The 23,921-nt window shown below is 46.3% G+C and carries 22 protein-coding genes and 1 riboswitch; of the genes, 12 read left to right on the top strand and 10 right to left on the bottom strand.

The window, feature by feature from the left end; all coding sequences use genetic code 11:
* The first annotated feature begins 56 nt into the window (after nucleotides 1-56).
* Nucleotides 57-497, top strand: a complete 441-nt coding sequence (locus AAH944_RS12800) for a hypothetical protein (protein WP_287895701.1) — start codon at nucleotides 57-59, stop codon at nucleotides 495-497.
* Here the strand turns inward: AAH944_RS12800 and AAH944_RS12795 are convergent.
* Nucleotides 494-2,740: a cell wall-binding repeat-containing protein gene (locus tag AAH944_RS12795; RefSeq protein WP_287895703.1), complete on the bottom strand. Its 2,247-nt coding sequence runs from the start codon at nucleotides 2,738-2,740 to the stop codon at nucleotides 494-496. The two genes, AAH944_RS12800 and AAH944_RS12795, sit on opposite strands and share 4 nt — an antisense overlap.
* Before the next feature lie 318 nt (nucleotides 2,741-3,058).
* On the opposite strand from AAH944_RS12795, the gene AAH944_RS12790 reads away from it, so the two are divergent.
* Both AAH944_RS12790 and AAH944_RS12785 read left to right on the top strand, forming a co-directional pair.
* A complete protein-coding gene (locus AAH944_RS12790; protein WP_287895705.1) occupies nucleotides 3,059-3,313 on the top strand; it encodes an IS66 family transposase in 255 nt (84 codons plus the stop codon).
* A 384-nt stretch (nucleotides 3,314-3,697) separates the two neighbouring features.
* Nucleotides 3,698-3,782, top strand: a riboswitch (cyclic di-GMP riboswitch).
* Between the two features lie 13 nt (nucleotides 3,783-3,795).
* Nucleotides 3,796-5,097: a DUF5667 domain-containing protein gene (locus AAH944_RS12785; RefSeq protein WP_415535215.1), complete on the top strand. Its 1,302-nt coding sequence runs from the start codon at nucleotides 3,796-3,798 to the stop codon at nucleotides 5,095-5,097.
* Nucleotides 5,098-5,244: 147 nt separating this feature from the next.
* Here AAH944_RS12785 and AAH944_RS12780 read toward each other — a convergent pair whose 3' ends face one another.
* From AAH944_RS12780 to AAH944_RS12765, 4 genes are all read right to left on the bottom strand, one after another.
* Nucleotides 5,245-5,484, bottom strand: coding sequence for a DUF2922 domain-containing protein (locus AAH944_RS12780; protein WP_287895709.1), 240 nt, complete (start codon nucleotides 5,482-5,484; stop codon nucleotides 5,245-5,247).
* 38 nt (nucleotides 5,485-5,522) lie between these two features.
* Nucleotides 5,523-5,750, bottom strand: coding sequence for a DUF1659 domain-containing protein (locus AAH944_RS12775; RefSeq protein ID WP_287895710.1), 228 nt, complete (start codon nucleotides 5,748-5,750; stop codon nucleotides 5,523-5,525).
* Between the two features lie 89 nt (nucleotides 5,751-5,839).
* Nucleotides 5,840-6,706 (bottom strand): DUF3102 domain-containing protein, encoded by an 867-nt coding sequence (locus tag AAH944_RS12770; protein ID WP_415535214.1) that lies wholly within the window; start codon nucleotides 6,704-6,706, stop codon nucleotides 5,840-5,842.
* Between the two features lie 231 nt (nucleotides 6,707-6,937).
* Complete coding sequence (locus AAH944_RS12765; RefSeq protein ID WP_415535213.1) at nucleotides 6,938-7,354, bottom strand: hypothetical protein; 417 nt, start codon at nucleotides 7,352-7,354, stop codon at nucleotides 6,938-6,940.
* A gap of 279 nt (nucleotides 7,355-7,633) precedes the next feature.
* Between AAH944_RS12765 and AAH944_RS12760 the strand changes: the two genes are divergently transcribed.
* The 3 genes from AAH944_RS12760 to AAH944_RS12750 all read left to right on the top strand — a co-directional run bounded on the left by AAH944_RS12760 (nucleotide 7,634) and on the right by AAH944_RS12750 (nucleotide 12,871).
* The gene (locus AAH944_RS12760; protein ID WP_287895711.1) at nucleotides 7,634-8,899 is read left to right on the top strand and encodes an efflux RND transporter periplasmic adaptor subunit; all 1,266 of its coding nucleotides are present in this window, start codon (nucleotides 7,634-7,636) and stop codon (nucleotides 8,897-8,899) included.
* Nucleotides 8,896-12,192, top strand: coding sequence for an efflux RND transporter permease subunit (locus AAH944_RS12755; RefSeq protein WP_415535212.1), 3,297 nt, complete (start codon nucleotides 8,896-8,898; stop codon nucleotides 12,190-12,192). Before AAH944_RS12760 ends, AAH944_RS12755 begins: the two co-directional genes overlap by 4 nt.
* 94 nt (nucleotides 12,193-12,286) lie before the next feature.
* Nucleotides 12,287-12,871, top strand: a complete 585-nt coding sequence (locus AAH944_RS12750) for a TetR/AcrR family transcriptional regulator (protein ID WP_415535211.1) — start codon at nucleotides 12,287-12,289, stop codon at nucleotides 12,869-12,871.
* Between the two features lie 135 nt (nucleotides 12,872-13,006).
* On the opposite strand, the gene ytvI is transcribed toward AAH944_RS12750, so the two are convergent.
* The gene (gene ytvI, locus AAH944_RS12745) at nucleotides 13,007-14,071 is read right to left on the bottom strand and encodes a sporulation integral membrane protein YtvI (RefSeq protein WP_415535210.1); all 1,065 of its coding nucleotides are present in this window, start codon (nucleotides 14,069-14,071) and stop codon (nucleotides 13,007-13,009) included.
* Between the two features lie 286 nt (nucleotides 14,072-14,357).
* On the opposite strand from ytvI, the gene AAH944_RS12740 reads away from it, so the two are divergent.
* From AAH944_RS12740 to AAH944_RS12730, 3 genes are all read left to right on the top strand, one after another.
* Complete coding sequence (locus AAH944_RS12740) at nucleotides 14,358-16,028, top strand: S41 family peptidase (protein WP_415535209.1); 1,671 nt, start codon at nucleotides 14,358-14,360, stop codon at nucleotides 16,026-16,028.
* Nucleotides 16,029-16,120: 92 nt separating this feature from the next.
* Complete coding sequence (locus AAH944_RS12735; RefSeq protein WP_415535208.1) at nucleotides 16,121-16,921, top strand: cell wall hydrolase; 801 nt, start codon at nucleotides 16,121-16,123, stop codon at nucleotides 16,919-16,921.
* 293 nt (nucleotides 16,922-17,214) lie between these two features.
* Nucleotides 17,215-18,216 (top strand): hypothetical protein, encoded by a 1,002-nt coding sequence (locus AAH944_RS12730; RefSeq protein ID WP_415535207.1) that lies wholly within the window; start codon nucleotides 17,215-17,217, stop codon nucleotides 18,214-18,216.
* Nucleotides 18,217-18,313: 97 nt separating this feature from the next.
* Here the strand turns inward: AAH944_RS12730 and AAH944_RS12725 are convergent, their stop codons facing one another.
* Nucleotides 18,314-18,892 (bottom strand): hypothetical protein, encoded by a 579-nt coding sequence (locus tag AAH944_RS12725; RefSeq protein ID WP_415535206.1) that lies wholly within the window; start codon nucleotides 18,890-18,892, stop codon nucleotides 18,314-18,316.
* Between the two features lie 266 nt (nucleotides 18,893-19,158).
* Complete coding sequence (locus AAH944_RS12720; protein ID WP_415535205.1) at nucleotides 19,159-19,665, bottom strand: YlbF family regulator; 507 nt, start codon at nucleotides 19,663-19,665, stop codon at nucleotides 19,159-19,161.
* Between the two features lie 169 nt (nucleotides 19,666-19,834).
* Here AAH944_RS12720 and AAH944_RS12715 point away from each other — a divergent pair, with 169 nt between their 5' ends.
* The gene (locus AAH944_RS12715; RefSeq protein WP_415535204.1) at nucleotides 19,835-20,590 is read left to right on the top strand and encodes a GDSL-type esterase/lipase family protein; all 756 of its coding nucleotides are present in this window, start codon (nucleotides 19,835-19,837) and stop codon (nucleotides 20,588-20,590) included.
* 102 nt (nucleotides 20,591-20,692) lie between these two features.
* Here AAH944_RS12715 and AAH944_RS12710 read toward each other — a convergent pair whose 3' ends face one another.
* A complete protein-coding gene (locus AAH944_RS12710) occupies nucleotides 20,693-21,445 on the bottom strand; it encodes a ZIP family metal transporter (protein ID WP_415535203.1) in 753 nt (250 codons plus the stop codon).
* Between the two features lie 208 nt (nucleotides 21,446-21,653).
* On the opposite strand from AAH944_RS12710, the gene spoIIR reads away from it, so the two are divergent.
* Complete coding sequence (spoIIR, locus tag AAH944_RS12705; RefSeq protein WP_415535202.1) at nucleotides 21,654-22,274, top strand: stage II sporulation protein R; 621 nt, start codon at nucleotides 21,654-21,656, stop codon at nucleotides 22,272-22,274.
* A 95-nt stretch (nucleotides 22,275-22,369) separates the two neighbouring features.
* Here spoIIR and AAH944_RS12700 read toward each other — a convergent pair whose 3' ends face one another.
* Entirely contained in the window at nucleotides 22,370-23,128 is a 759-nt protein-coding gene (locus AAH944_RS12700) for a LytR/AlgR family response regulator transcription factor (protein WP_415535201.1), read from the bottom strand.
* A 108-nt stretch (nucleotides 23,129-23,236) separates the two neighbouring features.
* Between AAH944_RS12700 and AAH944_RS12695 the strand changes: the two genes are divergently transcribed.
* On the top strand, nucleotides 23,237-23,893 hold the full coding sequence (locus tag AAH944_RS12695; RefSeq protein WP_415535200.1) for a GerMN domain-containing protein: 657 nt from the start codon (nucleotides 23,237-23,239) through the stop codon (nucleotides 23,891-23,893).
* The last annotated feature ends 28 nt before the right edge of the window (nucleotides 23,894-23,921 follow it).

Genomic DNA, 23,921 nt, shown 5'->3' with positions numbered 1-23,921 from the left:
ACGCAAATATTAAGAAGCTGACTTATACTAAAACTGCCATGGTATAGCAACTAAACGTGAATCTGGGGCAGGATGCTGATATTGATCTGGCTGTCGGCATAGTACCGGTGATATCAAAACAACAAATTTCCGCTATCAATGTCGATGCGGACTATTTGACTGCAAAAGGCCGGAGCTATGATGTGTTATTGGATTCTAATTCAGATAATTCTAAGAGTAAGTTTAAAATCGACTTCTACCAAACGTATCACACACTTTTAGAAAAACAAAGCGCTTTAGGCTCCGCGCAACAAAAGCTGACAGCGGCGGACAGCAAATTTAAAATTTCCGAGTTAAAATATAAAATGTCCAGTATTTCACTGCTCCAATACGAAGCGGATAAGAGTGAGTATCTGAGTCAGCAAATAGCCGTAGAAATAGCGGAAGAGACGCTTACCCAAGCTTATCGTGCTTATGAATGGGCTAATCTAGGATTAATTGTAAGCGCTGGGTATTAGAAAGGTCCTAACGTGTAGGTATTGGAATAGCCATGATTGGATCCGCCATTAACTACTAGTCGGAAAGTATATGTCTGGCCACTGGCGAGACCCGTTACCGTTGCCGACGTAGAATTTTTGTCCAGCCACGTTGTATTGGAATTGACCCAGGCCGTTCCTCCATCAGTAGATTGCTGGAGGACAACGCTAGACGCATTGGCGGCTGCGCTAAATGTAAAGCAGGCCAGTCCGCTGACAATTGTACCACTGAAATCAGATATTGGGACACCTATAGGGACAAGGGAGAAGGTATTGGAGTCTCCTGCCCGATTCCCTCCCGTTACAACCAGTTTGAATAAGTAGGTCTGACCGTTGATAAGACCTGTAACTACAGCAGAGGTAGAACTGGAACTCAAGACAGACGTCGTCGAGGAGTTCTGCCAGGTTGCGCCGCCATCAATGGATTGTTTTAGACTAATCTGCGTAGCCCCTCCCGGGGGGCTAAAATATAACGTTGCGTCACCGTTACCTGTAACTCCGGAAAGATCATATATGGGGATATTTGCGATTGAAGTATTGTTTTTTCCTTCGGAAAGCCATTGGCCGGAGACATAAGCTACATAACCTTTAGCTACGTTCGCTGTTGTGGTGGTCACATAAATTACGACTTCGTTACTGTTAATGTTAGCTGTACTGATCGTTCCTGTACCGCTTATGGTTTGTGTCGCGTTGGCGTTAAGCGTTTTAATCGTTGTCATTTTTCGCGTTGTCGTCTCCAACTTTGCTGTTATTCCATCGCAGGCAACGTTGACCGTGCCGAAATCTCCTTTTAAAGTCACCTGGTCGCCACGAATCATATTTACTATGGAGAATCCTACCGATGAGGTGTTCTCGTAACCATCAAGAGTGCAATTCGATAAAACTATCGTATTCTGTACTTGGGATTTTCCTTTAAGATGGATGACTGCTTCTTTTCCAGAGGGGACATCGATTACCAGGGTTTTAGACATAAATGTATCGCAGCAAATACCATCCACCGATCCCCCTCCCCGAATGGTCGTTCGGCCTTTGACGGTTACATTTTCTAAGGTTACTGTTCCGTTTCCGATACCTTCACCGAGTAGTAGGTCGCCTTCAATGACCGTATTTCGGACCGTGATATCCGATGCTTCGATTGCCAGACTTCCGGATATTGTCGTTTCCCCTGATGGAGGCCCATAGGTTCCCTTTTGGTTAAAAATGCTCCTTAAAACTTGGTTTTGACTGTGGGTATAGCCATTTAGAACACTGTTAGGAATCGTTTCTTCTCCGCCCAGGGTAAGTAGATGGCTGGAAACGGTCATTTTTTTGAGGATAAAATCTTCGGATGGCCCGATAGGAATTTTACCACAGAGGACAAGGGGAGATGATGTTTGGGCCGCAAGAGCTATCCCTGCAAGTGAGTTCGTTAAGCCTGCTTTGTTTTCCGCGCTAGCGAGATATATTATATTAAAGTCGAGGTCTTTGGAGAATTTATCAAGAACTGCGCGGTTCGTAGCATAGCGGTCGTTGCCTGCCAGTCTGAGGGGAGAAGGGGCTTGATCCTCAATATTTTTGCCGACGACTCCCGTGCCGCCGATAATATAGGTGCGAGTTATTTTATAATTACTCAAGTGCATTTTTACCACCTCAGGCAAGTTATCCGCTGGCGTAAGCAGGATGGAGTACCCTTTAGCGGCGGCCACTGCGGAGATAGACAGTGCATCCGCGAAGTTTACTCCGCTAACTAGTGCGACCTCTTTGGTGCCAAGTCTCTTCGCAATTTCGACAGAAGTCACATATCTGTCCGAACCATAGATCCGGTCAGTGGTTTTTATACCAATTGTTTTCAGGGTTTGCTCTACATCGGCGGAGATTGCCTCGTATCCGCCTACGAGGATCGCCTTGGTTGCTCCTAATCGTTGTATTTCGTTTTGGGTATATCTATTGATAGTATTTTTTTCTGTGAATAGGATGGGGGCATCGTATTTTTTGGCTAAAGGACCTGTACAGAGTGCATCAGCCAACGCGTCTCCTTCGACTAGAACCACATAATCGGATTTTTTCCATCCTTCCTGCGAGATGGCCACAGCTGTTTGGTAGCGATCCGTACCCGCTAGCCGATTTTCATCAGCCCTAGCAATGTTCGGACTAGGCAGAATGATTAGCATCAGAACAAAAAAGCCTATTATAAGAAATGTAGAAAGTACTTTTTTCCTTAGATGTAGATATTCTAGATATTTCACTGCCAAATCTCCTTCATATAATATAGAATTATCGCTATACAAGTTATTATTTCCCATTCTAATCCTTATCACTTTCTAATTCTCTGTGTGTGACAATATTCCTCCAAATAATATGATAGAAAAAGTCATAAAATGTACAAATGTAATTAATCTACTAGGTACTTATTGAAAAAAACGATGGGATAAATAAAACATAAAGTACATAACAGGGGCACCCGAGAGGCACCCGAGGGGACAGGTTCATGATTGATATCATCCTCACAAGTTGATCTAGATTTGACAAACATTATAAGAAAAGAGAGGGGACGTAACCGAAACATGAAGTTACGCCCCCATGGGTATCAAGTTTACCATAGTTTAGACCCTGGGATCACAGTGGTAGGATGCCTAGCTCACATGAAGAGAAAATTTACGGATGCGATTAAGGCCTTAAGCCCGGAGGAGCAAAAGAAGACCGTTTACTTCAAGGGACAGGAGTACTGCGATTACCTGTTCCACATTGAAAAGAAATACAATGATGCTGACCCTGGAGAGCGTCGGATAAATGGCTGTTTCATGATAATCTTGTTATGAAAGAGTAACAGAAAAATGAGACAAATAACGCTGAAATCCACTTTAATCCTCCTTAGAGTTTTTTGAGTAAACTTGAGAAACTCTAATTTAGAGGATTTTCTCACGGATCTAAGAGAGTTTTCATACACATTCTTATTAGACGCTTACAATGATTTTAATATGATTCGGGCCTGCTGGTTTACAGTGAGCTCTTTTTTACGCCACTAGAGTTTACGCTTACTTTTTAATTATTTAACATGCGAATATTTTATATAATTTCAACATAAAGTAAATTTAAAATTAATTTTTATGGGACAAAAGTCTCATTTTTTATACCCCAATGGTCTGGAATAAGTCCGAAAACCTTGATTTTCAAAGTATTCTGGAATATAATGGCCTCAGCCAAAACGATAATGGCAAATCCGTCGAAAGACGGAGACGCAAAGCCACGGGTCTAACACCGAAAGGTTATGACAGCCGGGTTACCGAAAGGGGTAGATAGAATGATCCATAAGAAGATTCTCGTTTCAATTCTTTGTGTCCTGTTAATCATTGCGGTCGCGCCAACCTGTGTATTTGCTGAAACAACCACGGATGGAACCACAGTAACCGAGGATGTTTCAACGAGTACTCCTGATACGACCACAGATCCCGCTACAGATTCAACAACGACTGACCCAACGACAGACACAACAACAGATGCAGTAACAACCGATTCCACAACAATGGATTCGACCGGCCAGGCCTCAGCTGAAGATGAAGCCGGTGTAACGCCGGACAGCTGGCTCTATTCAATCGAACAGATGATTGAAAGTGTTCAGGTTGCTGTAACTTTCTCTGATGAAGGAAAAGCGGAACTGCTCGTTGAGTTTGCCAATGAACGGCTCGCCGAAGCGGAAATCATGTCCGAACAAAACCAGTTGGATTTGATGGAACAGGCTCTGAAAGTGTACTCGGATACGATAAAGAAAGCCAACTTCCAGGTACAGCAGATGATCGAAGACAACGAAGCAGCTGAAGGTACGGATACGACGGCTACAGATTCTGCTGCGGATGATGGGGCCGTCACGACTTCCACAGATGAAACAGTCGCAGAGGACACGGCAGCAACTGACACAGAAGAGAATACGGTGATCAGCAATCTGCTTGCCAGCATTGAGCTTGTTCAAAGCGATGCAGATAAAGTCGTCTTAAAAATCAGCGGCAATCTGACAGAAGATCAGGCTGAGATCATGCAGAATATCATTAAAGCCGAAGTTCAAAACACCATTGCGATCAAAGCTTATGTGGCTGCCAAAAAAGCCTATGGGGATGCAGTGCAGCAATTTGCAGCGGCCAAAGCAGAGTTGGGTGAAGCCCGTGCTTCAGGTGACGAGGCTGCCGTTGCCGCTGCCCTGGAAAAAGTCGAACAGGCTGAACAGTACAAAAACGACATGCAGGAGCTCAGGAAAGATATTCAGAAAATCAAAGTAGAGACGAACAAAGAAACGAAGGAAGTCTTGAAAGAGCAAACCCAAAACATAAAAGAATATAAGAAGGCCAATAAGGGCCAAGCCGTGAGCGACCAGGAAGATAGCCTGGAAGCAGGGGACGAACAGGATGCAACGGCTGTAGATAATCAGGATGTAACGGATACTGGCGATCAGACTGCCACAGTCGATGGCCAGTCTACTTCGGATGAAACAACAGTGGATGGCACAAGTGATGAAAGTGGTGGAACCGTCGATGCTCAAAGTATTCAGAACACAGTCACGAATACCCCTCCAAATAACGGACATAACGGTAAAGGGCAAGGAAAAAGATAGGACTTTATATTTTCAATAACTGAGAATCATTCAAATTGCATAAAATGCAATGCCTCCCAAAAAGAAAAACAGACAGCTATCAGGCAGATAAAGTGCCAGGGCTGTCTGTTTTTGTGGTCTTCATCTGTTTAGGCCGGTACTGCCCGCTTACGCTTGCGGAGGATCATAAAGGTCATTGGTCGTAGTTTCGATGACCTTTATATCCTTTACCCCTGTAAGGGCACCGTTTGCCGTGAGGAATATCCCGCCTGCTATAAGCGCGTTCATAACGTCCATGGCTTCAGCCAGCTGAATATCCTCTCGCGGTTGGGGAACTGTTAGGGAAAACGTGTTCTCTCCGGTGGTCGCGAAAGTTAATCTTGCTGTTCGGTTGGTGGTCACAGCCAATTGAATCACCTCCTTGACGCCTGAAATTGCCCTCCGCTTTACGCTTCGTTTGTCAATTCATCCGTTCTTCTGAAGTAAACGTCAAGCAGCGTATATTCCGACAGACTGAAGATGGCGTGAGCCGCCTCATAGACAGCTTGATTCGAAGCATTGTAAACAATATTGTTAAGGGTTCGCTGTTTGGTTATCGGAGCATCGGAGGTGCTGACTCCGGTCTGATAAACCAATACCAGAGCGGCGCCGGATGGTGCTGAAACAACGGCCATTCCAATCATCTCCTTTCTCTTTTATTGGACAGCTTACTTGCTGTCTTGTATATACTATGCTTGGCTTGTCCAAAGGTTCCCAAAAAAAATCAGGAACGAACTCTAAGCGGTTTCTTGGGGGGCGGCCACTCTTTAATCGTCTCTGCCATGTATTCAATCAGTCGATTGGCCTCTTTTCTTTTTTCTTCTTTCAGGTTCGGATCGATATGGGCCAGATTGGTGAGCGCTGTCGTCAGATCGAAGAAGGTATCGGCGATTGTTTTGCAGCAAGCGTTGCATTTTTCTACATACTTGATGTGAGCGTCCGGGTCATGTTCGGTTTTAAGGTTGTGGGTAAAAGGGGCTGTTATTGCAGAGGGGGCATCACCGGCAGAGGAGGCATTGTTGGCAGATTGCGCTTCTGCATTGATATTTTCCGGATTCGTTGGCCTTGTTGCAGCCTTAGCGTGCTCCTTTTTTAATTCGGAGATGGTGCTGTCGATCGTCTCCAGCCCTTTTTTAAGTAGCTGATTCTCCTGAAGCACCTGCTCCTTCGCCTGATTGGCCTGATCTCTGTCCTTCAGAGCCTGCTGAAGCTCCTGTTTCGTCATACTGCCGACGTCATTGTGCGTGATGAATTCCTCCCGTTCCTCTGCCGGGAAACCCAGTAAGAGGAGGGCCTGGGTATAAGTCAAATGGGACACTGGTGTCCCATTTGAGCTGTCGGATACTTCAGGGAAGTTAGGCCCGTACTCTTCGTAGAGCTTTATCAGCCTGGAGGCAGTTCGGCGAGAATAGTTCACGGACTCTTCCAGCCACTTAATCCATTCCCCGTGTTTGACCAGATCTTTGGCTTCCAGCAATCGACGGCCGATTTCAATGGCGCCGGCAAGCAGGATTTTTTTGGTTTGGCAGGTTATCATATTTATCTCAGCCGCTATGACAAGCGGTGTGCGTTCGGTGATCGGATTATCCATGCCGCCCGCCCTTTCATTATGAGTCTAATTACAGCATATGCAGATGGGTTTCGGATGGTGAGGGCTTGGTTTTGTGACGTAACAGACAGAAGTAATAGCAATGGCAAAAGATAGCTAAAGATAGCAGGAATAGCTATAGACAATAAACGCAGCGCAATAATAAATAAATCCCACGGGTTTTGAATCCGTGAGATTTTTAATATCAAAATGATTTGTTATTGAGACTTTGTTTTATACGGGCCTTCTCTGCAGGGATCTGATGGAAATTTCATGTTCGCCAAGTACCTGGATAATCGATTTTTGGTCATCTGAGATCTTGTCTAATTTATGATTGGTCTCTGTCCGAAATTCCATCAGTCCGGCTGTTTGCTCAACAACAACATCCAGTTTATGTTCAACCTTACAGAGTCGTTGATCCATGGAATCCAGTCGTTGGTCGATATCGTCGAATCGTTGGTCGATACCGTCGAACCGTTGGTCGACACCATCGAATTGTTGGTCGATACCATCGAATTGTTGGTCGATACCATCGAATCGTTGATTAATACCATCAAATCGTTGAGAAATGTCTTTCTTCATTTCTCTGATTTCACGAAGCACGATAGTCTGAAACTCATCATTGGACATAGCGGCTTCCCTCCAAAACAAAATGGATCCTTTAATAGATATTATGCAATATAAAAAAGAAAAAAACAACCATAAAATTCCAAAAATTTACAAAATAATGTTGCCATTTATGGGAAGAAAATATTTGGTAATATCTAACTTGAACCCATTGACCCAAGGCACAAAGGAAGATAAGATAAGAGAGGTGACGTGCCGACTGACCAGTCGGTCGCGACGGCCACGGCCGCAACCACGACATTCATGAATATGTCCCAAAAAGAATAGACTTAGAAAGATATTGATTTACGGGGGAGTAGAAAAATGAAATTCAAAATGAAACGGTCTGAGCAGGGTGGCAGCCCGGACTTGAAAAAACCGATTGGGAAGAAGAAAATGATCATTACCGTGATTGCAATCCTGCTTGTCCTTCTGGTCGGGGTAAGAATCTACGGTGCGATACAATCTGCTGCTGAAAAGAAGGCGGCAGAACAAAACAGACAGAATTATGTCCCGGTGGAAGCGTTGACCTTACATAAACAGAGCATCTCTTCTGCGATTACCTTAAGCGGCAAAGTTGAAGCGGATAAAGAAGCTTCCGTGGTCGTCGGCACCCCGGCCAAAGTGGCGGCGGTCTATACCAAAGTTGGGGACCGGGTCAGCAAGGGCCAGGTACTTTTCAGCCTTGATAAAACCGATCTGATGTCCAGCTATAACCAGGCTTCAGCGGCCTATCAGCTGGCGCAGGCCGGCTATGAAACCAATATGGCCAATTATGAAAACAGTAAAAAGAATTATGAGAATATGAAACAGCTGTATGAAATCGGCGCGGTCAGCAAGTCGGAGCTTGATCAGGCTGCCGTGGCGGCTTCGGATGCGGTTCTGGAAACGTATAAAGGCCAGCTGGCTCAGGCCAAGGCTGCTTATGACGCGGCGCAGAAAGCCCTGAATGATATGGATGTCAAGGCGCCGATCGACGGTGTCCTTACAGCGCTCGATGTGAAAATTGGGTCGATGGTGATGAGCGCCGTTTCTCCGGCCAGGGTGGTGGATTTGAATAAAGTGTTTGTTACAGTAAGCCTCAGCGAGCAGGAGATCAACAGCGTGCACAGCGGCCAGTCGGTTCAGATTGAAGTGCCTGCGGCTTCAGTGAAAGTCAAAGGGGTTATTGACAGTGTAAGTATTGCAGCCAATGCCCAGGGCAAATACGCGCTCAGAACCTATATCGATAATAAAGACGGAATCATCAAACCCGGCATGTTTGCCAATGTGACCTTAAACATTGCCGGCAAAGATAATGTCTTGGCTGTGCCGACCGATGCGGTGATTTTTCACGGCGGAAAAGACGTCGTGTATGTTGCCAAAGATAATGCTGCAGCCGAGATGGAAGTAACGACAGGACTTGAGAGCGGCACCGAGACGGAGATCGTCGGCGGACTGACGGAAGGGGACATCGTCATTATCAAAGGGCAGAACTTTGTGCAGGATGGTACGGAAATCAAAGTCGTAACTGTTGACGGCAAGCAGGTTGCTCAGGAAACGACGGATACGGCAGCTTCGGCGCAAACAGGGGGAGGCGTTCAGAAGTGAAAATATCTGAAACGTCGGTAAAACGCCCTGTTACAGTCCTGATGCTTGTTTTTATTATCATCATTCTCGGATTTGTGTCCTTCACGCGTATTCCGCTGGACTTGATGCCCGAAATGGAATTGCCTTATGCAATCGTGAGTACATCCTACAATGGAGCAGGCCCTCAGGAGATTGAAAACCTGGTCACGCAGCCAATCGAAAAGGCTGTTTCCACAGCCCAGAATGTCAAAAATATCAGCTCCATCACTTCGGAAGGCAGTTCGCTTGTTATTCTGGAGTTTAATTATGGAGTCGATATGGATCAGGTTGCCCTCGACCTCAGAGAAAAAATTGACCTGATTAAAGATTACTTCCCCGACGGCGTCAGCAGCCCGATGGTCTTGAAACTCAATATGAATTCAACCCCGGTCTTGACGCTTTCTATTTCGTCATCGACGATGAGTCTCTCCGAACTGCAAACCCTGTCGGAAGATACGATCCAACCGAGACTGGAAAGAGCGGAAGGGGTTGCTTCCGTGTCCGTGACCGGCGGAACCAAGGATATTATTGAAATCCGGACAAAAAGTGAGAAATTAGCCGGTTATGGCATTAGCCTCGCTTACCTTCAGGGAATCCTGGCTTCGGAGAATGTCAACCTGCCCGGAGGTACAGTCAAGAAAGGGACCCAGGAGCTGACTGTCAAAACGACCGGGGAATTCATGTCGGTAGCTGAGATCGAGCAGCTGCTTATTCCGCTGCCTACCGGCGGAAATGTTCAGCTGAAAGATTTAGCCGATATCGAATTAAAGCCGGATCAGCAGACAACCATTTCCAAAGCGAACGGCAATCCCGGTGTCAATATTTCGATCCAAAAACGTTCCGACGCCAATACAGTCCAAGTTGCGGAAGCAGCCTATGTAGAGATCGACAAAATCCAGGATGAACTAAAAGACGTCAAGATTACGGTGGTCATGGATAATGCAGCCTATATCAAGGCTTCATTGTATTCGGTCGCGGAGCATGGGGTTATCGGCGCTCTCCTGGCGGTACTGGTCCTGTACATTTTCCTGCGAAATATCCGTTCTACCCTGATTATTGCTTCAGCTATCCCGATTTCCATTATTGCGACGTTTTGTCTGTTATATTTTACCGGCATTACGCTGAATCTGATGACGCTGGGCGGATTAATGCTTGGTATTGGCCGTCTGGTTGACGATTCGGTCGTGGTGCTCGAAAATATCTACCGCTTCCGACAGAACGGCTATTCCAGGGTCGAAGCGGCAGTGAAAGGATCTTCGGAAGTAATCATCGCTGTCATGGCTTCCACGCTGACGACGGTCGCAGTCTTTTTGCCGATCGTCTTTGTCCAGGGATTAACCTCCACACTATTCCGGCAGTTTGCCTTGACGATCGCGTTTTCGCTCGGAGCATCGCTGGTCGTTTCGATGACGGTTGTCCCGATGCTCGCTTCCAAGCTGCTGAAAGTAGAGCGGAAGAATCAGACTGCTGGTTTTGCTGATGCTGGTAAGACAGGGGAAACGGATAAAGCATATACACAGACCGAAACGGCTGAAGCATCCGAAACATCCGAAACATCCGAAACAGTGAAAGTAGCCATAACGGATGCAGCGGAAGATGAAGAAAATGGCAGGGGGTTCTTCCGTACTCCTGCGTTCCTGGCGAAAGCCCACGATAAATTTGACCAGGGCTATGAAGCGCTGCTCCAGGGGTATAAAAAACTGCTCAGATGGGCCCTGGGCCACCGGAAACGCGTTTTTATCGTTACAACCATTGTCTTTGTCGTTTCCATTGCCTCTGTTGCCGCTGTTGGGACAGAATTCTTCCCGACGACGGATGAAGGCATGCTCTCGATCAGCGTTACGCTTCCTGACGGGGCAAAGGTCGGCGATACCTCGGCGGTCATGCGTGAAATTGAAACGAAGATAGAAGATATTCCCGAGATCGATACCATCTTCCTGGATGCCGGATCATCCGGAACCATGAGCCTGACAGGCGCACAAGGCAACGTTGGTACCTTTACTGTGAAGCTGCTTCCTTTAACGGATCGGAAACGCGGCGTTGTGGAGATCTCCGATGAAATCCGGGACCGGATTAAGGACGTACCCGGGGCCAAAACCAGTGTCGCAGCAACCCAGTCCGTGATGAGTGCCGGTGATCCGATCAGCATCACCATCAAAGGTGAAAATCTGGATCAGCTGAAGAAGATCGGAGACGATTTTGTCACCGTGATTAAAAAAGTCCCGGGAACCCGGGAAGTTAAATCCAGCTATGAAGACGGAATACCGGAAGTTGAAATCAACGTGGACCGTAAGGCGGCCAGCCAGTATGGTCTGAGTGCCGGAACAATCGCCTCTGCGGTAAAAGCATCGATCAGCGGGGCAACCGCGACACAGTTTAAATACAATGGGACCGAAATCGATGTAAAGATCAAAGGGGACGAAACGTTTAATCGGAATCTCCAAGCCCTTGAGCAAATCCCGATTACCACGAGCCTCGGCTATACCGTTACGTTGGGCGAAGTGGCGGATGTTTCCGTCAGCCGCGGTCCTGTCAGCATCAGCAGGGACAACCAGGCGAGGACCCTGACGGTCTCCGGTCAGATCAGCGGCAGGGACGTCGGCAGTGTCTCCAAAGATATTCAGACGGCGCTGGCAGATTACCGGATGCCGAATAATTATACCTATGAAATGGGCGGACAGCAGCAGGAAATGGTCGATGCATTCAGTGACCTATTCCTTGCGCTCGGACTTGCCGTGATTCTGGTCTATATGGTCATGGCTTCCCAATTTGAGTCGCTGGTTTATCCGTTTGTCATCATGTTTTCCATCCCGCTTGGATTTGCCGGAGCGTTCTTAGGATTATTCATCACCGGCAAACCGTTAAGCGTTATGGCGATTATCGGGGTGATCATGCTGGCCGGTATCGTTGTTTCCAATGCGATCGTTCTGGTCGACTATATCAATACACGACGAAGAACGTACAAGGAGGACGTGCATGAGGCAATCATCAATGCAGGACCGATCCGCTTGCGGCCGATCATCATGACGACGCTAACGACTGTTCTGGCCATGCTGCCGCTTTCACTCGGGATCGGGGAAGGCTCGGAGTTTCAGGCGCCGATGGCCATTGTCGTTATCACAGGTCTCCTATTTTCAACCCTGGTTACCCTGGTGCTGATTCCGGTCATGTATTCTTTCACGGATGATCTGTCCAACAAATTCAAACGCAAATTCAGAAAAGACAAAAAATCTAAACCGGTGATCGCAGTAAACACGGATCAGCATACCCTTTAACCTGTAATCAAGAGAAAAAGCTTTACTCAAAAAAGCTGTAATTAAAAGATGGAGAATTTGATTTTACAGGCATCGGATAAAGGGGGGAACAACGGTGACCAAGGAACGGAAAAAAACTGAAATCCTACGGGCAGCCAGCAAAGTATTTTATATCAAAGGCTTTGAAGGAACAAAAATGGACGATGTCGCCAAAGAAGCCGGGATCGGCAAAGGGACCGTCTATGAATATTTTGACAGCAAGCAACAGCTCTTTGAGGAGATGGCCGTTTATAACTGCGAAGAGCATGGACGCAATATTCAGGACATTTTGGAAAAAGGAGGCTCTTTCAAAGAAAAAATCAGAGTTCTGGCAAAATATCAGGCAGAGCTGGTCAAGGAGCATATGCCGATTGCCAGGATGATGTCCTGTTCCAAGATTATGGTCCGGGAAATGGGAGCGGTCTTTATCGAACAGAATATCCGGGTCGGAGAGATTATCAAAAAGCAAGTCGTGCAGGCCATAGACCAAGGGGAAGTCAGGGCTGATATTGATCCGGAATTTGCTTCGGCGGCAATCATGGGCACAATCATGCAGTTTTGCGGCAAAAAAGTGATATTTGCTGAGGCCATGCCTGAGGAAGCGGACTACGATAAAATCGTTCAGGTCCTGATATCGGGGATTGGAAACGAAGCCGGATAATAACAGAAGATAGTGAGCAGATCATAAAAAAATTAAAAAACAAAATTAAAAAAACAAGTACGTTTCCGATGAACTCAAGGCTCCGGGACGTACCTGCTTTTTATTAGGTAGAATGTTGACTCGAATATAGCTTCGTTATATCTTGAAATTCAGCTTGATGACGCCGACCTTGACAAGGGCTCTATAGAAAATACAGGCCAGCGGGAACAGGAATACGCCGAGGACCCCCATCACTTTGAAACCAACCCAGATACTGATCAGGGTCGTCAGAGCGCTTAAACCGATTCGTTCGCCCAGTATTTTGGGTTCAATCACTCTCCGTACGACAATGATAATGATATACAGAATGACCAGACCTGCGGCCAAGAACAGCCGATCCTGGAAAAGTGAGACAATAGCCCAGGGCATGAGCACGGATCCGGTACCGAGGATCGGCAGGATATCTACAATTACAATCAATAATGAAATGACTGCCACGTATTTTACATGGAGGATAGCGAGACCGGCGAAAGCAATAATATAGGTGATTGTGCTCAAAATGATCTGCGCTTTAAAAAACCCTAATGTAGCATTGCGCAAATCACTTAAGACGTAAGCGACTTTCAGCTTGGAGGAATCTTTGAAGAAGGAGTAGAAGAAACGGTGGATATTGCTTAACTGGAATGTGAACAGGAAAACGGATACCAGGTAGATAATCGACAGGAAGAACATGTTCGGTATCGCCGTGGAGATACTAAGTGTTGAGGAACCGATCGTGGATACCAGGTTGATGTTAGCCAGGTCATTGATCCATTTCATGATCATATCGTTTATTTCGGGAGGCAGCAATCCGATCGTTTCCTGGATACGCCCCGTAAGGTTCAAAAACCAAACCTGAATTGCCGGGCCGTTTGATTGAATAAAGTCAAGCAGGTCCAAAAACTGAACATAGAGCTTACTGATGATCAGGTAGAGGAAAATAAGAATACTGGTAAGAAAAAACAGGTAGGTCACAGACACCGAGAGTGTCTTGCTTTTAAATCTAGTGACCTTGCTCAACCATGCTGCGGCAGGCTCCAGAAAAAGGGCCGTGAAGTAAGCAAGGACAAATGGCATAAAATGCGGAAGAATCTTATAAAGGCCATATGGAATGACGAGGGTTGCAACAATGATTAATACGGCGATAAATACTTTTTTGGAGTAATCAAGAAGATTTGACATTGTCCGAACCTTTCTTATCAGCGATGATCAGAAAAATATGTTTTTAAAATAGTCCTGTTTAGATAATATTATCGGAAAAGCCTTGAATATGCAATCAAAGTCTGGGAAGTACATGACAAATAATCTTGAAACGGAAAGGGGAATGCCCGTTTCCGTCGAATTACTGCTAAGATAAAAACTTAAACAAAACTTAAACAAAACTTAAACAAAACTTAAACGAAGCTTGAACATGTAAGATCATTGAATTTAGGCCGGACCTGCAAATCATACAGGAGGAAATAAGAACGTGAAACTTGGCAAAAGTCTAAGATTTTTGATGACAGTGCTTCTGATATTCTGTCTGGGGTTGGGACTTCCGCTGCAGGCTTATGGCGCGGAAAACGATACCCTGGATGAAGTCAGAACAATCTTGCAGGAGCAATATGTCGATGTTGTTCCGGATGAGGTACTGAACGCGCCGACGGTCGAAAAAATGCTTCAGAGGTTGGGTGATAAATACACCGAGTATATGACCGCGGCCGAATATGATGAGATGATCAGTTCACTGAATATGTCCTTTTCCGGAATCGGGATAGAACTGGAAATGGTACAGCAGGGGGTCAAGGTTACCCGGGTCATTACTGGTTATGGGGCTGATAAGGCAGGAATCAAACAAGGGGACATTATCCTGGAAGCAGATGGCTATTCCCTGGCGGGAAAGACCTCGGAATATTGCGCCGGCAAACTTCGGGGGCCGGAGGGAACCAAGGTTCGGGTAAAAGTCAAAAGAAACGCTCAAATCCTGAGCTTCACTGTCGTACGGATGAAGATCGCGATGCCGCTAGCTGAAGGCCGGGTGCTGGAAGGGCATATTGGCTATATCGCAGTTAATTCCTTTGGCGAGGATGTTGCATCGCAGTTCGGCAAGCAGGCCCTGGCCCTGCAGGAAAAAGGTGTAGACTGCTGGATTATTGACCTGCGTAATAACTCCGGAGGGTATACAAAAGCAGCAATGGAGCTGTTGGGTTATTTTATTGGGGATAAAAGCGCGTATATTATGAAAGCAAGGGGAAACCTGGGTATTGTCGATACAGCCGTCAAGCAGGCTTTCACGTTGGAAGGGCCGATTGTCTTGCTGATCAACGGGTACACGGCAAGCGCTTCTGAGATTACATCGGCCGCGCTGAAGGACTATGGCAAGGTGACCGTCATCGGGGAAACGACCTACGGTTCAGGCCGGGTTAAGGCTTTGATCCCATTAAGCAACGGAGACTATTTGAAAATGTCCGTTTACAGGTTTTTCTCTCCGTACTATAACCCGATTGATGAGATCGGAATCAAGCCTCATCTGGATTTGACCGGTGTTAATGAGCTGAGTACGGCTGTTTTGATGCTTAAACACTATAAGGCTGATGAGAAAGTGAATGGCATAGGAGACAACTCAGCAGATAACGCAGGAGATAAATCACAAGATAAATCAGAGTATATCCAGCTGGAGGCGGGCCCTTATCTTTATCCGCTTTCGGTAAAAGAGCTTCGTCAAACCGAAAATTGGGTACTTGGCAAGAAAATCTTGGATTCCGCTTATGTAACCACAACACTTAAACTCGGAGGCCCCAACGGTTGGGAGCCATTTCCCGAAGAGGTTCTCCAGGACCGCTGGCAGATCTACTACCCGCGATATGAAAAGGCCGGAGATCTTAAGAATATCCCACTCGGTAAGGTGTTCAACGTGAGCTTTAACCGGGAAATGGATTGGAATTCCGTAACGGCAGACAGTATTGAACTGATCAATACTGCTACAGGAGAAAGAGTCAAGTGCGCATACACGTTTGTCGATCAGCAGCGTATGACGGTGAAACCGGCAACGAAACTTCAGGCCGATACCGGGTATTGGCTGGTGATACATCCTACAATCAAGGATGCTAAGGGCCAGGTAATTACCGGGGGTGTAGCGTCAGCCACAACGGTGAAATAACTTTTCTTTGTGATTCTTATAACAAATGACGTATAAAAATCACCTTTTATGGGAAAGAATAGAAATAGATTAATCCCAAGAGGTGATTTTTTTTGGAAGACCGACGATGCCGGAAAGGTTTGGCGGTGATGCTGACCACGGCGATTATCCTGACTGCTACTGCCCAGACCGTATATGCTGTACCTGAAAAATCAAGAGAATTGCTCTATTCCCGGGTATTGGAAATCCAACAGACTGTCCTTGAGAATGTCATGTCAGATGCCAGAGATATTATTCTGACGAAAGCAAATGAGAATCGTATATTTCGAATTCTTTTGGACAAATTTTCCGGACAGACGGAAAATCAGATTTCCTTCGTGATCGAACAGCTGCCTTTGAAAAATAAAGTGAGTACTGCAAACATAGAGCCAGATACGGTGATTGAGACGGCTAAACTGGCCGAATCGGCTGATTCAGCAAATTTGATTAATTCGGTGGATACACCCCAGAAGCCTGAACGGGTTACTTCGGATGTTTCCCGCAGCAGTCAAATTGTTTATGACCAGGAAGATGTGATACTTTTAGCAAAAATCATTTATGCAGAAGCCCGTGGAGAAAGCTTTGAAGGTCAGGTTGCCGTAGGGGCAGTGGTTCTAAACAGGGTGGAAAGCCCGAAATTCCCGGATACGATCCGGGAGGTCATTTACCAGCCGGGACAGTTTTCTGCAGTCCTTGACAGGCAGATTGAACTGACACCGGGAGATGAGGCCTATCAGGCTGCGCTGGAAGCGCTTGCGGGGCAGGATCCAAGCGAGGGTGCTCTCTTCTATTACAATCCGCAGACAGCAACCGACAGTTGGATCAAAACCCTAGATGTTGTAAAAAACATCGGAAACCATAATTTCTGTGTCTAACACAGGAAGAGATATGGTTAATAAGATAAATAAGGGTATATGGCTATAAAGCTATAAGACTTAGGGTCCTTTCCTCAAAGGAAGGCAGCTGAAGCAAATCAAAAGATTTGTCTGCAGCTGCCTTCTGTGTCAAGGAGGACATAACGGTCGAAAGCGGAACTGCGGCCCCCAGACTTGCTCTAACAAGATGAAAGAGTTAAGTAAGCTTCACGGTGTCACAGCTGCAGCCTGCTTTTCATATTATGACATAGCACAACACAGCGCAATTTGTAAACATATGAGGAGGTTAAAAGATGTTCGGACATAACAAAGGGTTAGGAATCTTTCCCCAGAGTATGGGGGGTATGCCCGGAGAATCGATGGGTATGACGCCGAGACAGCTCAATTTGGTCGCTTCCGAAGGCTTTAGCGGAAACGGAATGGCGACGATCGGGATGGATAACAATTTTTCGGTCATTGCGCACCTACCGCCCGCCCATACATTTAGTCCTTATGCTCCGGCAGTTTATGTGGCTTATCTGGTTGACGGCAAGGGAAAGAACGGATTTTATGCCGGAACGCTAAGACCGGCCGGCAATGGAATGTATCAGGCTAATTTCAGAAGTCCCGTGCCGCTCGTACATTATGACAAAGTTGTCATTTCACTGGAGAGCCCGCAGTCCATCATGCAGTCCCCGCAGGGTCCTATTGTCATGAAAGTCAAAGAAGGCTTTTTCCCAGGGCTGGGACCGGTTAAAAAAGCCGGCAGCAATATGTGGGGAAAGGTGAGAGGTTTTGTCGGCAGCAGGTTTGGCAGCAAAGATGAAATCAGCCAAAATCAACCTTCTTCCGGGCAAAATTCCGGGCAGACTCCTGCCCAGCCGCCAGTTCAGCAGTATCCTCAGCAGCCCCAACAGTCCCAGACTCCGCAATATTCACAGCAGCCTCAGAATCAGCAATATCCCAATTATTCGCAGAATCCTCAGTATCTTCGGAATTCACAGCAGCAGTATCCGCAGTATGCTGCTCAGCAACGTACTTATCCGCAGCGTTATCCGCGATGGGGAACGCAGATGCAGCCAAACAGGCAAAGGTATGACCGACCGTATATGCCGCAGGGCGGATATCAGCAGGGAGCGGTTTATGGACAGAACGCTGCTTCACAAGCTTCAGCTATGCAAAGTCCGATAATGCAAACTCCAGTGTCCCCGCCACCGGTTCAACCTCTGGAATTTCAGCCGGCCGCTGAGGTGACAGAACAACCTAAGAGCCAGACGATACAGCAAGTATCGGCTGACGAGATGAAGGAGTCATAACGGGCAGTAAAGTTCATCTTTTACGTAATCTTGGAACCAATATGGATAATCCGACAAAACGTTGATAAAACGCATCTGACTAACCGGATGCGTTTTATCACGAGCTCTCATTCGCTGAATCCGTTCCGTTAAAAATAGCCAGCAGGCCGTAGAGGATAAGGGAAACCAGCGGTATCAAGTATCCCGGAACATTATCGATAGATGTAAGCTTAAAAGCATATAAGGTTGAGGCACGGCTTTGCACAGGCGTAAAAGGAGCACTCAAAGAAATGTTAATGATCAATCCTTCTTTAGGAATCAGCGGGGTCCCAGTCATTTTAAGCTGGAGTGTTCTGTCTTCCCTTAAAGCGCTGATGTCCGGCAAAGCCTGACCGTATTCTCCCGGAAAGAATATTCGCGCCGAAACCGGAACAGCGGACCATTTATAGAATAGGGCCGTTGCAAGTTCCAGACCGACAATAATAAAATACCCATGCGGAATCATGATTTTGGTTAGCGGGATGATCAGAGTACCGACTGGACCGTTGTTACTTGGATGGAGTGCGTTGGAGAACAGGAGGGAGATATAAAAAGGGACCGCTGCCGCTATTATATTTTCTTCAATTGAAGACTTGGTAGAAACAGTATTTTGATAAATTTGACTGCTGTGATGGGATACGGTAGACATTTTTGGCATTGGCCCCCTTTAAATTATTCAGTATTGCCCTAGTTATTTTGTGTTTCAGCTAAATCTTTTCGCTCCGGCAGAGCTATGAGTTTCTACTGGTTTTCATTGTGATTACTGCCCGTTCCGGGAGCATTTCACAGGGAAGATGGGGGGAGACCGTCAAAAAGTAGTCTGAGATTCAGGGCAATCAATAATAATCAGCTAACTGAGCAGGATATTGATTTCCTATCCCTTTTAGAGCGAGAAAAGGTTAAGCGACCGAATAGGATGTTTACTTATTTGCCTTTAGGGTTTAGCCGGTTTAACAGCTCTGAAACATTGAGCCCTTCAGGGATTTGAAAGCCTTGCGGGATCGTCATGGCAGGGCCGTTTTTGTCGCCTCCGATCGTATCCAGAAGCTGCTGGGCAAGATTTTGGATTTCTTTGGGGAAAGGCAGCTGTTCGGCACTGGGCATACCGTAAATTGTGGTTGTGATCGTCAGGTTCACAGTTGCCATTATTTTCTCCAGATCCTGCTGGATGGAGAAGAAGCTTCGGATGGAAGGATATAGTTTGATCAGGCGCATTTTTAAGTCGATGAGCGCTAAGGTATCCTTTTCAGATACCACTTTACTGAACATTTGAGCGGTCAGGATTTGGCGTTCTTTATCCTGATATGCCGCAAAAGCTTTGGCAGCTTCAGGTTCGTTCTGGATTTTGGCTTCTGCTTCTTTCAGCCTTTGCACTTCCGGCGTTTGCAGAAGCGCTTCGCCGAGTTCCCGTGCTTTAACAATGTATTCCATAAGAATCAGGCACCTCCTTATGTATCAGGTTATGCAGTTCAAAATGCCGGAGTGCCTTAAAATGCTAAACAAACTGTAATCAACAGGAAACGGAGAACGAAAAAAGTTTTATTCAGGAAGGATTTAAGGGAAATATGTAGAAAAATATTGCGATGAGGAGGAATGTACATTGCGCACTTACCGTATGGAAATTAGGGTTATTCAGCTTTCCGTATTGATGGCTGTTATTGTATTGGTCTTCGGGTATGTAAATGTTTGGAACGGAGGAACACCGGAACAGTCCGCCAGCGGCAGCTCGACAGGCCAGAACAGCGGAGAAGGCACTAAAGCCGGTACAGAAAATGGAGCCGGCAATACCAATGGTGATACTGTTTTGAATGGCAGCGGCACGACTGTCAATACCAAAATAGTATGTCTTGGTGATTCATTTACATACGGTTATCCGGGTGAACCAAGTAATTCCTGGCCGAAGCATCTTGCGGATGTCCTGAAAGTGGAAGTGGTCAATGCCGGTCAGACCTATCAGAATGCATCCAGCCTGCTGGATCGCTTTGAAGAGGATGTAATTGCTGAGAAACCGGGCACAGTCATTATTTTTGCCGGCGTTGGAGATGCGATCCGCGGAACCCCATTGGAAGAATACCAAAACAATATCAAAGCCATGGTCGAAAAAGCCACGGCCAATCAAATCAGGCCTGTTCTGGTGCTGCCGGTTCCTTTCCCTGACACGGATGAGCTCTATAAACAATACAGGGAATGGGAAACAGCTTATGCACAGAAGCAAAAGATTACGACACTTGATTTTAAAGGAGTACTGTTTGGCGGCGGGGACGAGATCCTCAGAAAATATTCCGATGACGGGAGATATCCGAATAAGGACGGCTATCAGGCCATGGGCGATTATGCCGCCACAGTCCTGCAGTAATATTTAGCGTATTAATAAAAGTTTGAGACAGTCTTCGGGCTGTCTTTTTGACGTCCACGGATGGCGCTTCGCTTATACCATGGACGGCAAGAAACGGCAATATCAATGTGGTAAGAAGACGGAGATAAACCCAAAGAAAATAAATCCGCCCAGTCCTCCAACAAAGGCCCAGACCGGGTGGTCTTCCCGGGACAGCGGCCATAATTCGGCCAGAACCAGAAACACCATTGCCCCAGCGGCCAGGGCTACAAAAAAACAGAGCGAGGTATGGACGAGTTCCATGGCCACCCTGCCGAGCAAGGCGCCAAGCGGAGTAAATATTGCAATCAGGAGAGTCAGTGCCAGAATCTTCGGTTTTCTGATCCCGGCCATTACCAGAGGTGTAGCAGTGGCCATTCCTTCAGGCAGGTTATGCAGAGCAATGCCAAGAGCGATGAATGTACCCAATTGACCGGCGGATTCGTGACCCGCAGCAATGGCCATTCCTTCAGGTATATCATGAAGCGCTATGCCTGAGGCAATCAGGATGCCCATCCGTTTCAGACGGCTGTATCTATGATTGGGAAGCTGACGGTTTCTTGCTTTGAGCAGTCTGTCGGCAGACGACATCAGTATCATACCGGCCAAAATCCCGCCCAGGAGGGGTCCCGGCTGTTTGAAGGATGCAGCCAGCGGCAAAAGATCAAAGGCCACCACAGCAAACATGACGCCTCCTGCTGCGGACAGTAGAACGGCCAGAATCCAATCCGGAGGGTCTCCCAGAAAAAGCACAATCAGGCAGCCGGCTGTTGTGGCCAGTCCGGCAATTGTGCTGATGTACAACAAATACAGCGGAGATTGGAAGTCCAGGAGCATTTTTTCACCCGATTCCTTCGGCAGATTGTCAGCAAATTTGACAGGGTCTTATGAATCTTATTTTCAGACTTCAATAAATATTCGCACTACCTAAAAAACTTCTGAGACGCACTGAATAGAAAACTTCTTCATTGGAAATAATTTACATAGAAAGAAGTTTCTCGTATATAATTTTTAAATTTACAAGGTATTGGGAGAGGGAAATTAAATGTTAATATTTGTGAATAAAAGCATAATAAGGTTAATCGTCTGCCTGGTCTTGTGTTTTAGCTTCTTGGCGATCAATCCCTGCGGCCAGTCAGCAAACAGCGCGGAAACCGAAGCGTATGACAGTACAAGTCTCATTCGATTTCATGTTATCGCGAACTCGGACAGTGAACAGGATCAGCTGCTGAAATATGCAGTGAGGGATGAAGTTTTGAAGGCTGCTTCCCCGAACCTGGCTGAATCACAATCCCTGGCCGAATCCAGAGAAATCCTTCTGAGCATGGAAGGCCAGTTGCTGGAGATTTCCAGGAGCGTGGTCAAAGAGTGGGGAAAAGCTTATCCGGTGACCCTTGACTATGGTGTATTTGCTTTCCCGACAAAATCTTACGGCAATATTGTACTCCCGGCGGGAGACTACGAAGCGGTTGAGATCAAGATAGGAAATGCTGAAGGGGCTAATTGGTGGTGTGTTTTGTTCCCGCCTTTATGCTTTGTTAATGTCGAGGAATCCACATCACTTCCTGTTGACGGCAAGCCTGCTGTGCCACTGAATACAGCCAAACAAAAAAAGCCGACCTATCAGGGGAAAGAAATCGGCTTTTATCTGGAGCGTTTTTTCTAGTACTTTATTAACCCTATAATGATCATATTATGGCGAGCAATTTTTCCGCAATACAGCGCTGCCGTCAATATATGAAGATTAGGGTTAACATGGTACTATATTCCAAGGATCTCTTTGAGTCGGCGGGCCTGAGTGCGGCTGACTGGGACTTCGCTTTTGTCCCTGTCCTGCACAATCACAGTATACGTACCATTAAAGTAAGGGATGAGCTCCCTCATTTTTTTTATATTGACCAGGTAGCAGCGGTGGGTTCTGAAGAAAGTTTTTGGATCGAGTCTGGATTCCAAATCCCGCAGTGTATAACGGGTCAGGTAGAAGTCGGCTTCTGTTTTGACGTAAACATTGTCCTTGTCTGTGGAAATATATATAATTTCTTCCGGCCGGATCAGGATGGTTTTCCCGTTATGTTCAGCAGCAATCACTTCCAGGGGTTTGAATTCGGGGATATCCTCCTTGACCGGTTCGGCTTTGGGTTGAACGGGAGCAGGTGTTCTGCGCTTTCTTACCGTATTTAAGGCTTCTTCCAGCCGCTTCGGATGAATCGGCTTAAGAAGATAATCGTAAGCATGAACACTGAACGCATCAAAAGCAAATTCTTCATGGGCGGTCGTAAAAATTACCGCCGGTTGTTTCGGACTCTGGGAAAGCTTTCTGGCAAGTTCAATGCCGTTTAAGCCGGGCATATTAATATCGAGAAAAATGACGGAATAGTCGACACTATCAATCAGTTCCATGGCTTCAAGCGCGTTTTCTGCTTCCCCGACAATTAGCACGTCTTCAAATGATTTCAAGAGATAGCGTAGTTCTTTACGGGCCGGGGATTCATCATCAACCAGCAAGGCTCTTATTTTCATATTTTTTACCTCCCTGAATTCTATTTCTTTGGGACAAAGCATATTATCTTTTTAGAAATTTCTTTTTAGCGGACATTTCTATATTCATTTTAGAAAGGAGAACTTCCTATGAGAAAAATACGGCTGCTGCTGACTTTCGTTCTGCTGATCGCAGCCATTATGCTTCTGGTCGGCTGCAATGTCCTGAATGACCTGATCAAGGAAGGGGGGGGTGATGCTCCTTTAAGCAAACTTCTGGATAAGACTGCTCAGGAAGATACGGTCGAAGTGACTACAGATTCTCAGCAAACGGAACAAACTGTAAAACTTTATTTCGCAGATGCTGACGGAAAAGTCTTAATCGAAGAAAACCGAACAATTCCCAAGACACTGAGCCTGGCCCGCGAAACAGTAAGCCAATGGCTGCTGGGGCCGGCCGGAAGATCAAGTGCTTATCCGATGGTAAACCCGCAGACGGTGTTATTGGACATTGGAATCAAAAACGGCATTGCCACAGTAGATCTTAGCAAGGAATTTCTTGAGCCTTACAGCAATGTCGCGGCCGAAACTGCTCTTTACGGTTTGGTCAATACCTTGACTCAGTTTCAAACTGTCCAGATCGTAAAGATCCGGGTCGAGGGGAAGGACATTCAAACCTATCGCGGAATCGGTCTGGAGAACTTAAGGTACCGTAATGATTTGATCGGCTACGCCTCAGGAACCGTGCAGGATGATGAAGTAACTGCTAAAGTATCCCCAAGCGAAATCAATCTTTTCGAACAATAACTTCAATATTTTACCATTTGTTGAAAAG

This window comes from Dehalobacter sp. CP, from assembly GCF_047652685.1.
In the GTDB taxonomy this organism is placed as follows: Bacteria; Bacillota; Desulfitobacteriia; order Desulfitobacteriales; family Syntrophobotulaceae; genus Dehalobacter.
This window is presented reverse-complemented; position numbering and strand designations above follow the sequence as displayed.

What these genes read in the sequence shown, in the direction of transcription:
- ytvI (WP_415535210.1), bottom strand. Translation starts at nt 14,071, where the DNA reads ATGTCAAATCTTCTTGATTACTCCAAAAAAGTATTTATCGCCGTATTA.
- AAH944_RS12720 (WP_415535205.1), bottom strand. Translation starts at nt 19,665, where the DNA reads ATGGAATACATTGTTAAAGCACGGGAACTCGGCGAAGCGCTTCTGCAA.
- spoIIR (WP_415535202.1), top strand. Translation starts at nt 21,654, where the DNA reads ATGTTAATATTTGTGAATAAAAGCATAATAAGGTTAATCGTCTGCCTG.
- AAH944_RS12770 (WP_415535214.1), bottom strand. Translation starts at nt 6,706, where the DNA reads ATGGATAATCCGATCACCGAACGCACACCGCTTGTCATAGCGGCTGAG.
- AAH944_RS12730 (WP_415535207.1), top strand. Translation starts at nt 17,215, where the DNA reads ATGTTCGGACATAACAAAGGGTTAGGAATCTTTCCCCAGAGTATGGGG.
- AAH944_RS12775 (WP_287895710.1), bottom strand. Translation starts at nt 5,750, where the DNA reads ATGGCCGTTGTTTCAGCACCATCCGGCGCCGCTCTGGTATTGGTTTAT.
- AAH944_RS12710 (WP_415535203.1), bottom strand. Translation starts at nt 21,445, where the DNA reads ATGCTCCTGGACTTCCAATCTCCGCTGTATTTGTTGTACATCAGCACA.
- AAH944_RS12790 (WP_287895705.1), top strand. Translation starts at nt 3,059, where the DNA reads ATGAAGTTACGCCCCCATGGGTATCAAGTTTACCATAGTTTAGACCCT.
- AAH944_RS12695 (WP_415535200.1), top strand. Translation starts at nt 23,237, where the DNA reads ATGAGAAAAATACGGCTGCTGCTGACTTTCGTTCTGCTGATCGCAGCC.
- AAH944_RS12760 (WP_287895711.1), top strand. Translation starts at nt 7,634, where the DNA reads ATGAAATTCAAAATGAAACGGTCTGAGCAGGGTGGCAGCCCGGACTTG.
- AAH944_RS12725 (WP_415535206.1), bottom strand. Translation starts at nt 18,892, where the DNA reads ATGCCAAAAATGTCTACCGTATCCCATCACAGCAGTCAAATTTATCAA.
- AAH944_RS12700 (WP_415535201.1), bottom strand. Translation starts at nt 23,128, where the DNA reads ATGAAAATAAGAGCCTTGCTGGTTGATGATGAATCCCCGGCCCGTAAA.
- AAH944_RS12785 (WP_415535215.1), top strand. Translation starts at nt 3,796, where the DNA reads ATGATCCATAAGAAGATTCTCGTTTCAATTCTTTGTGTCCTGTTAATC.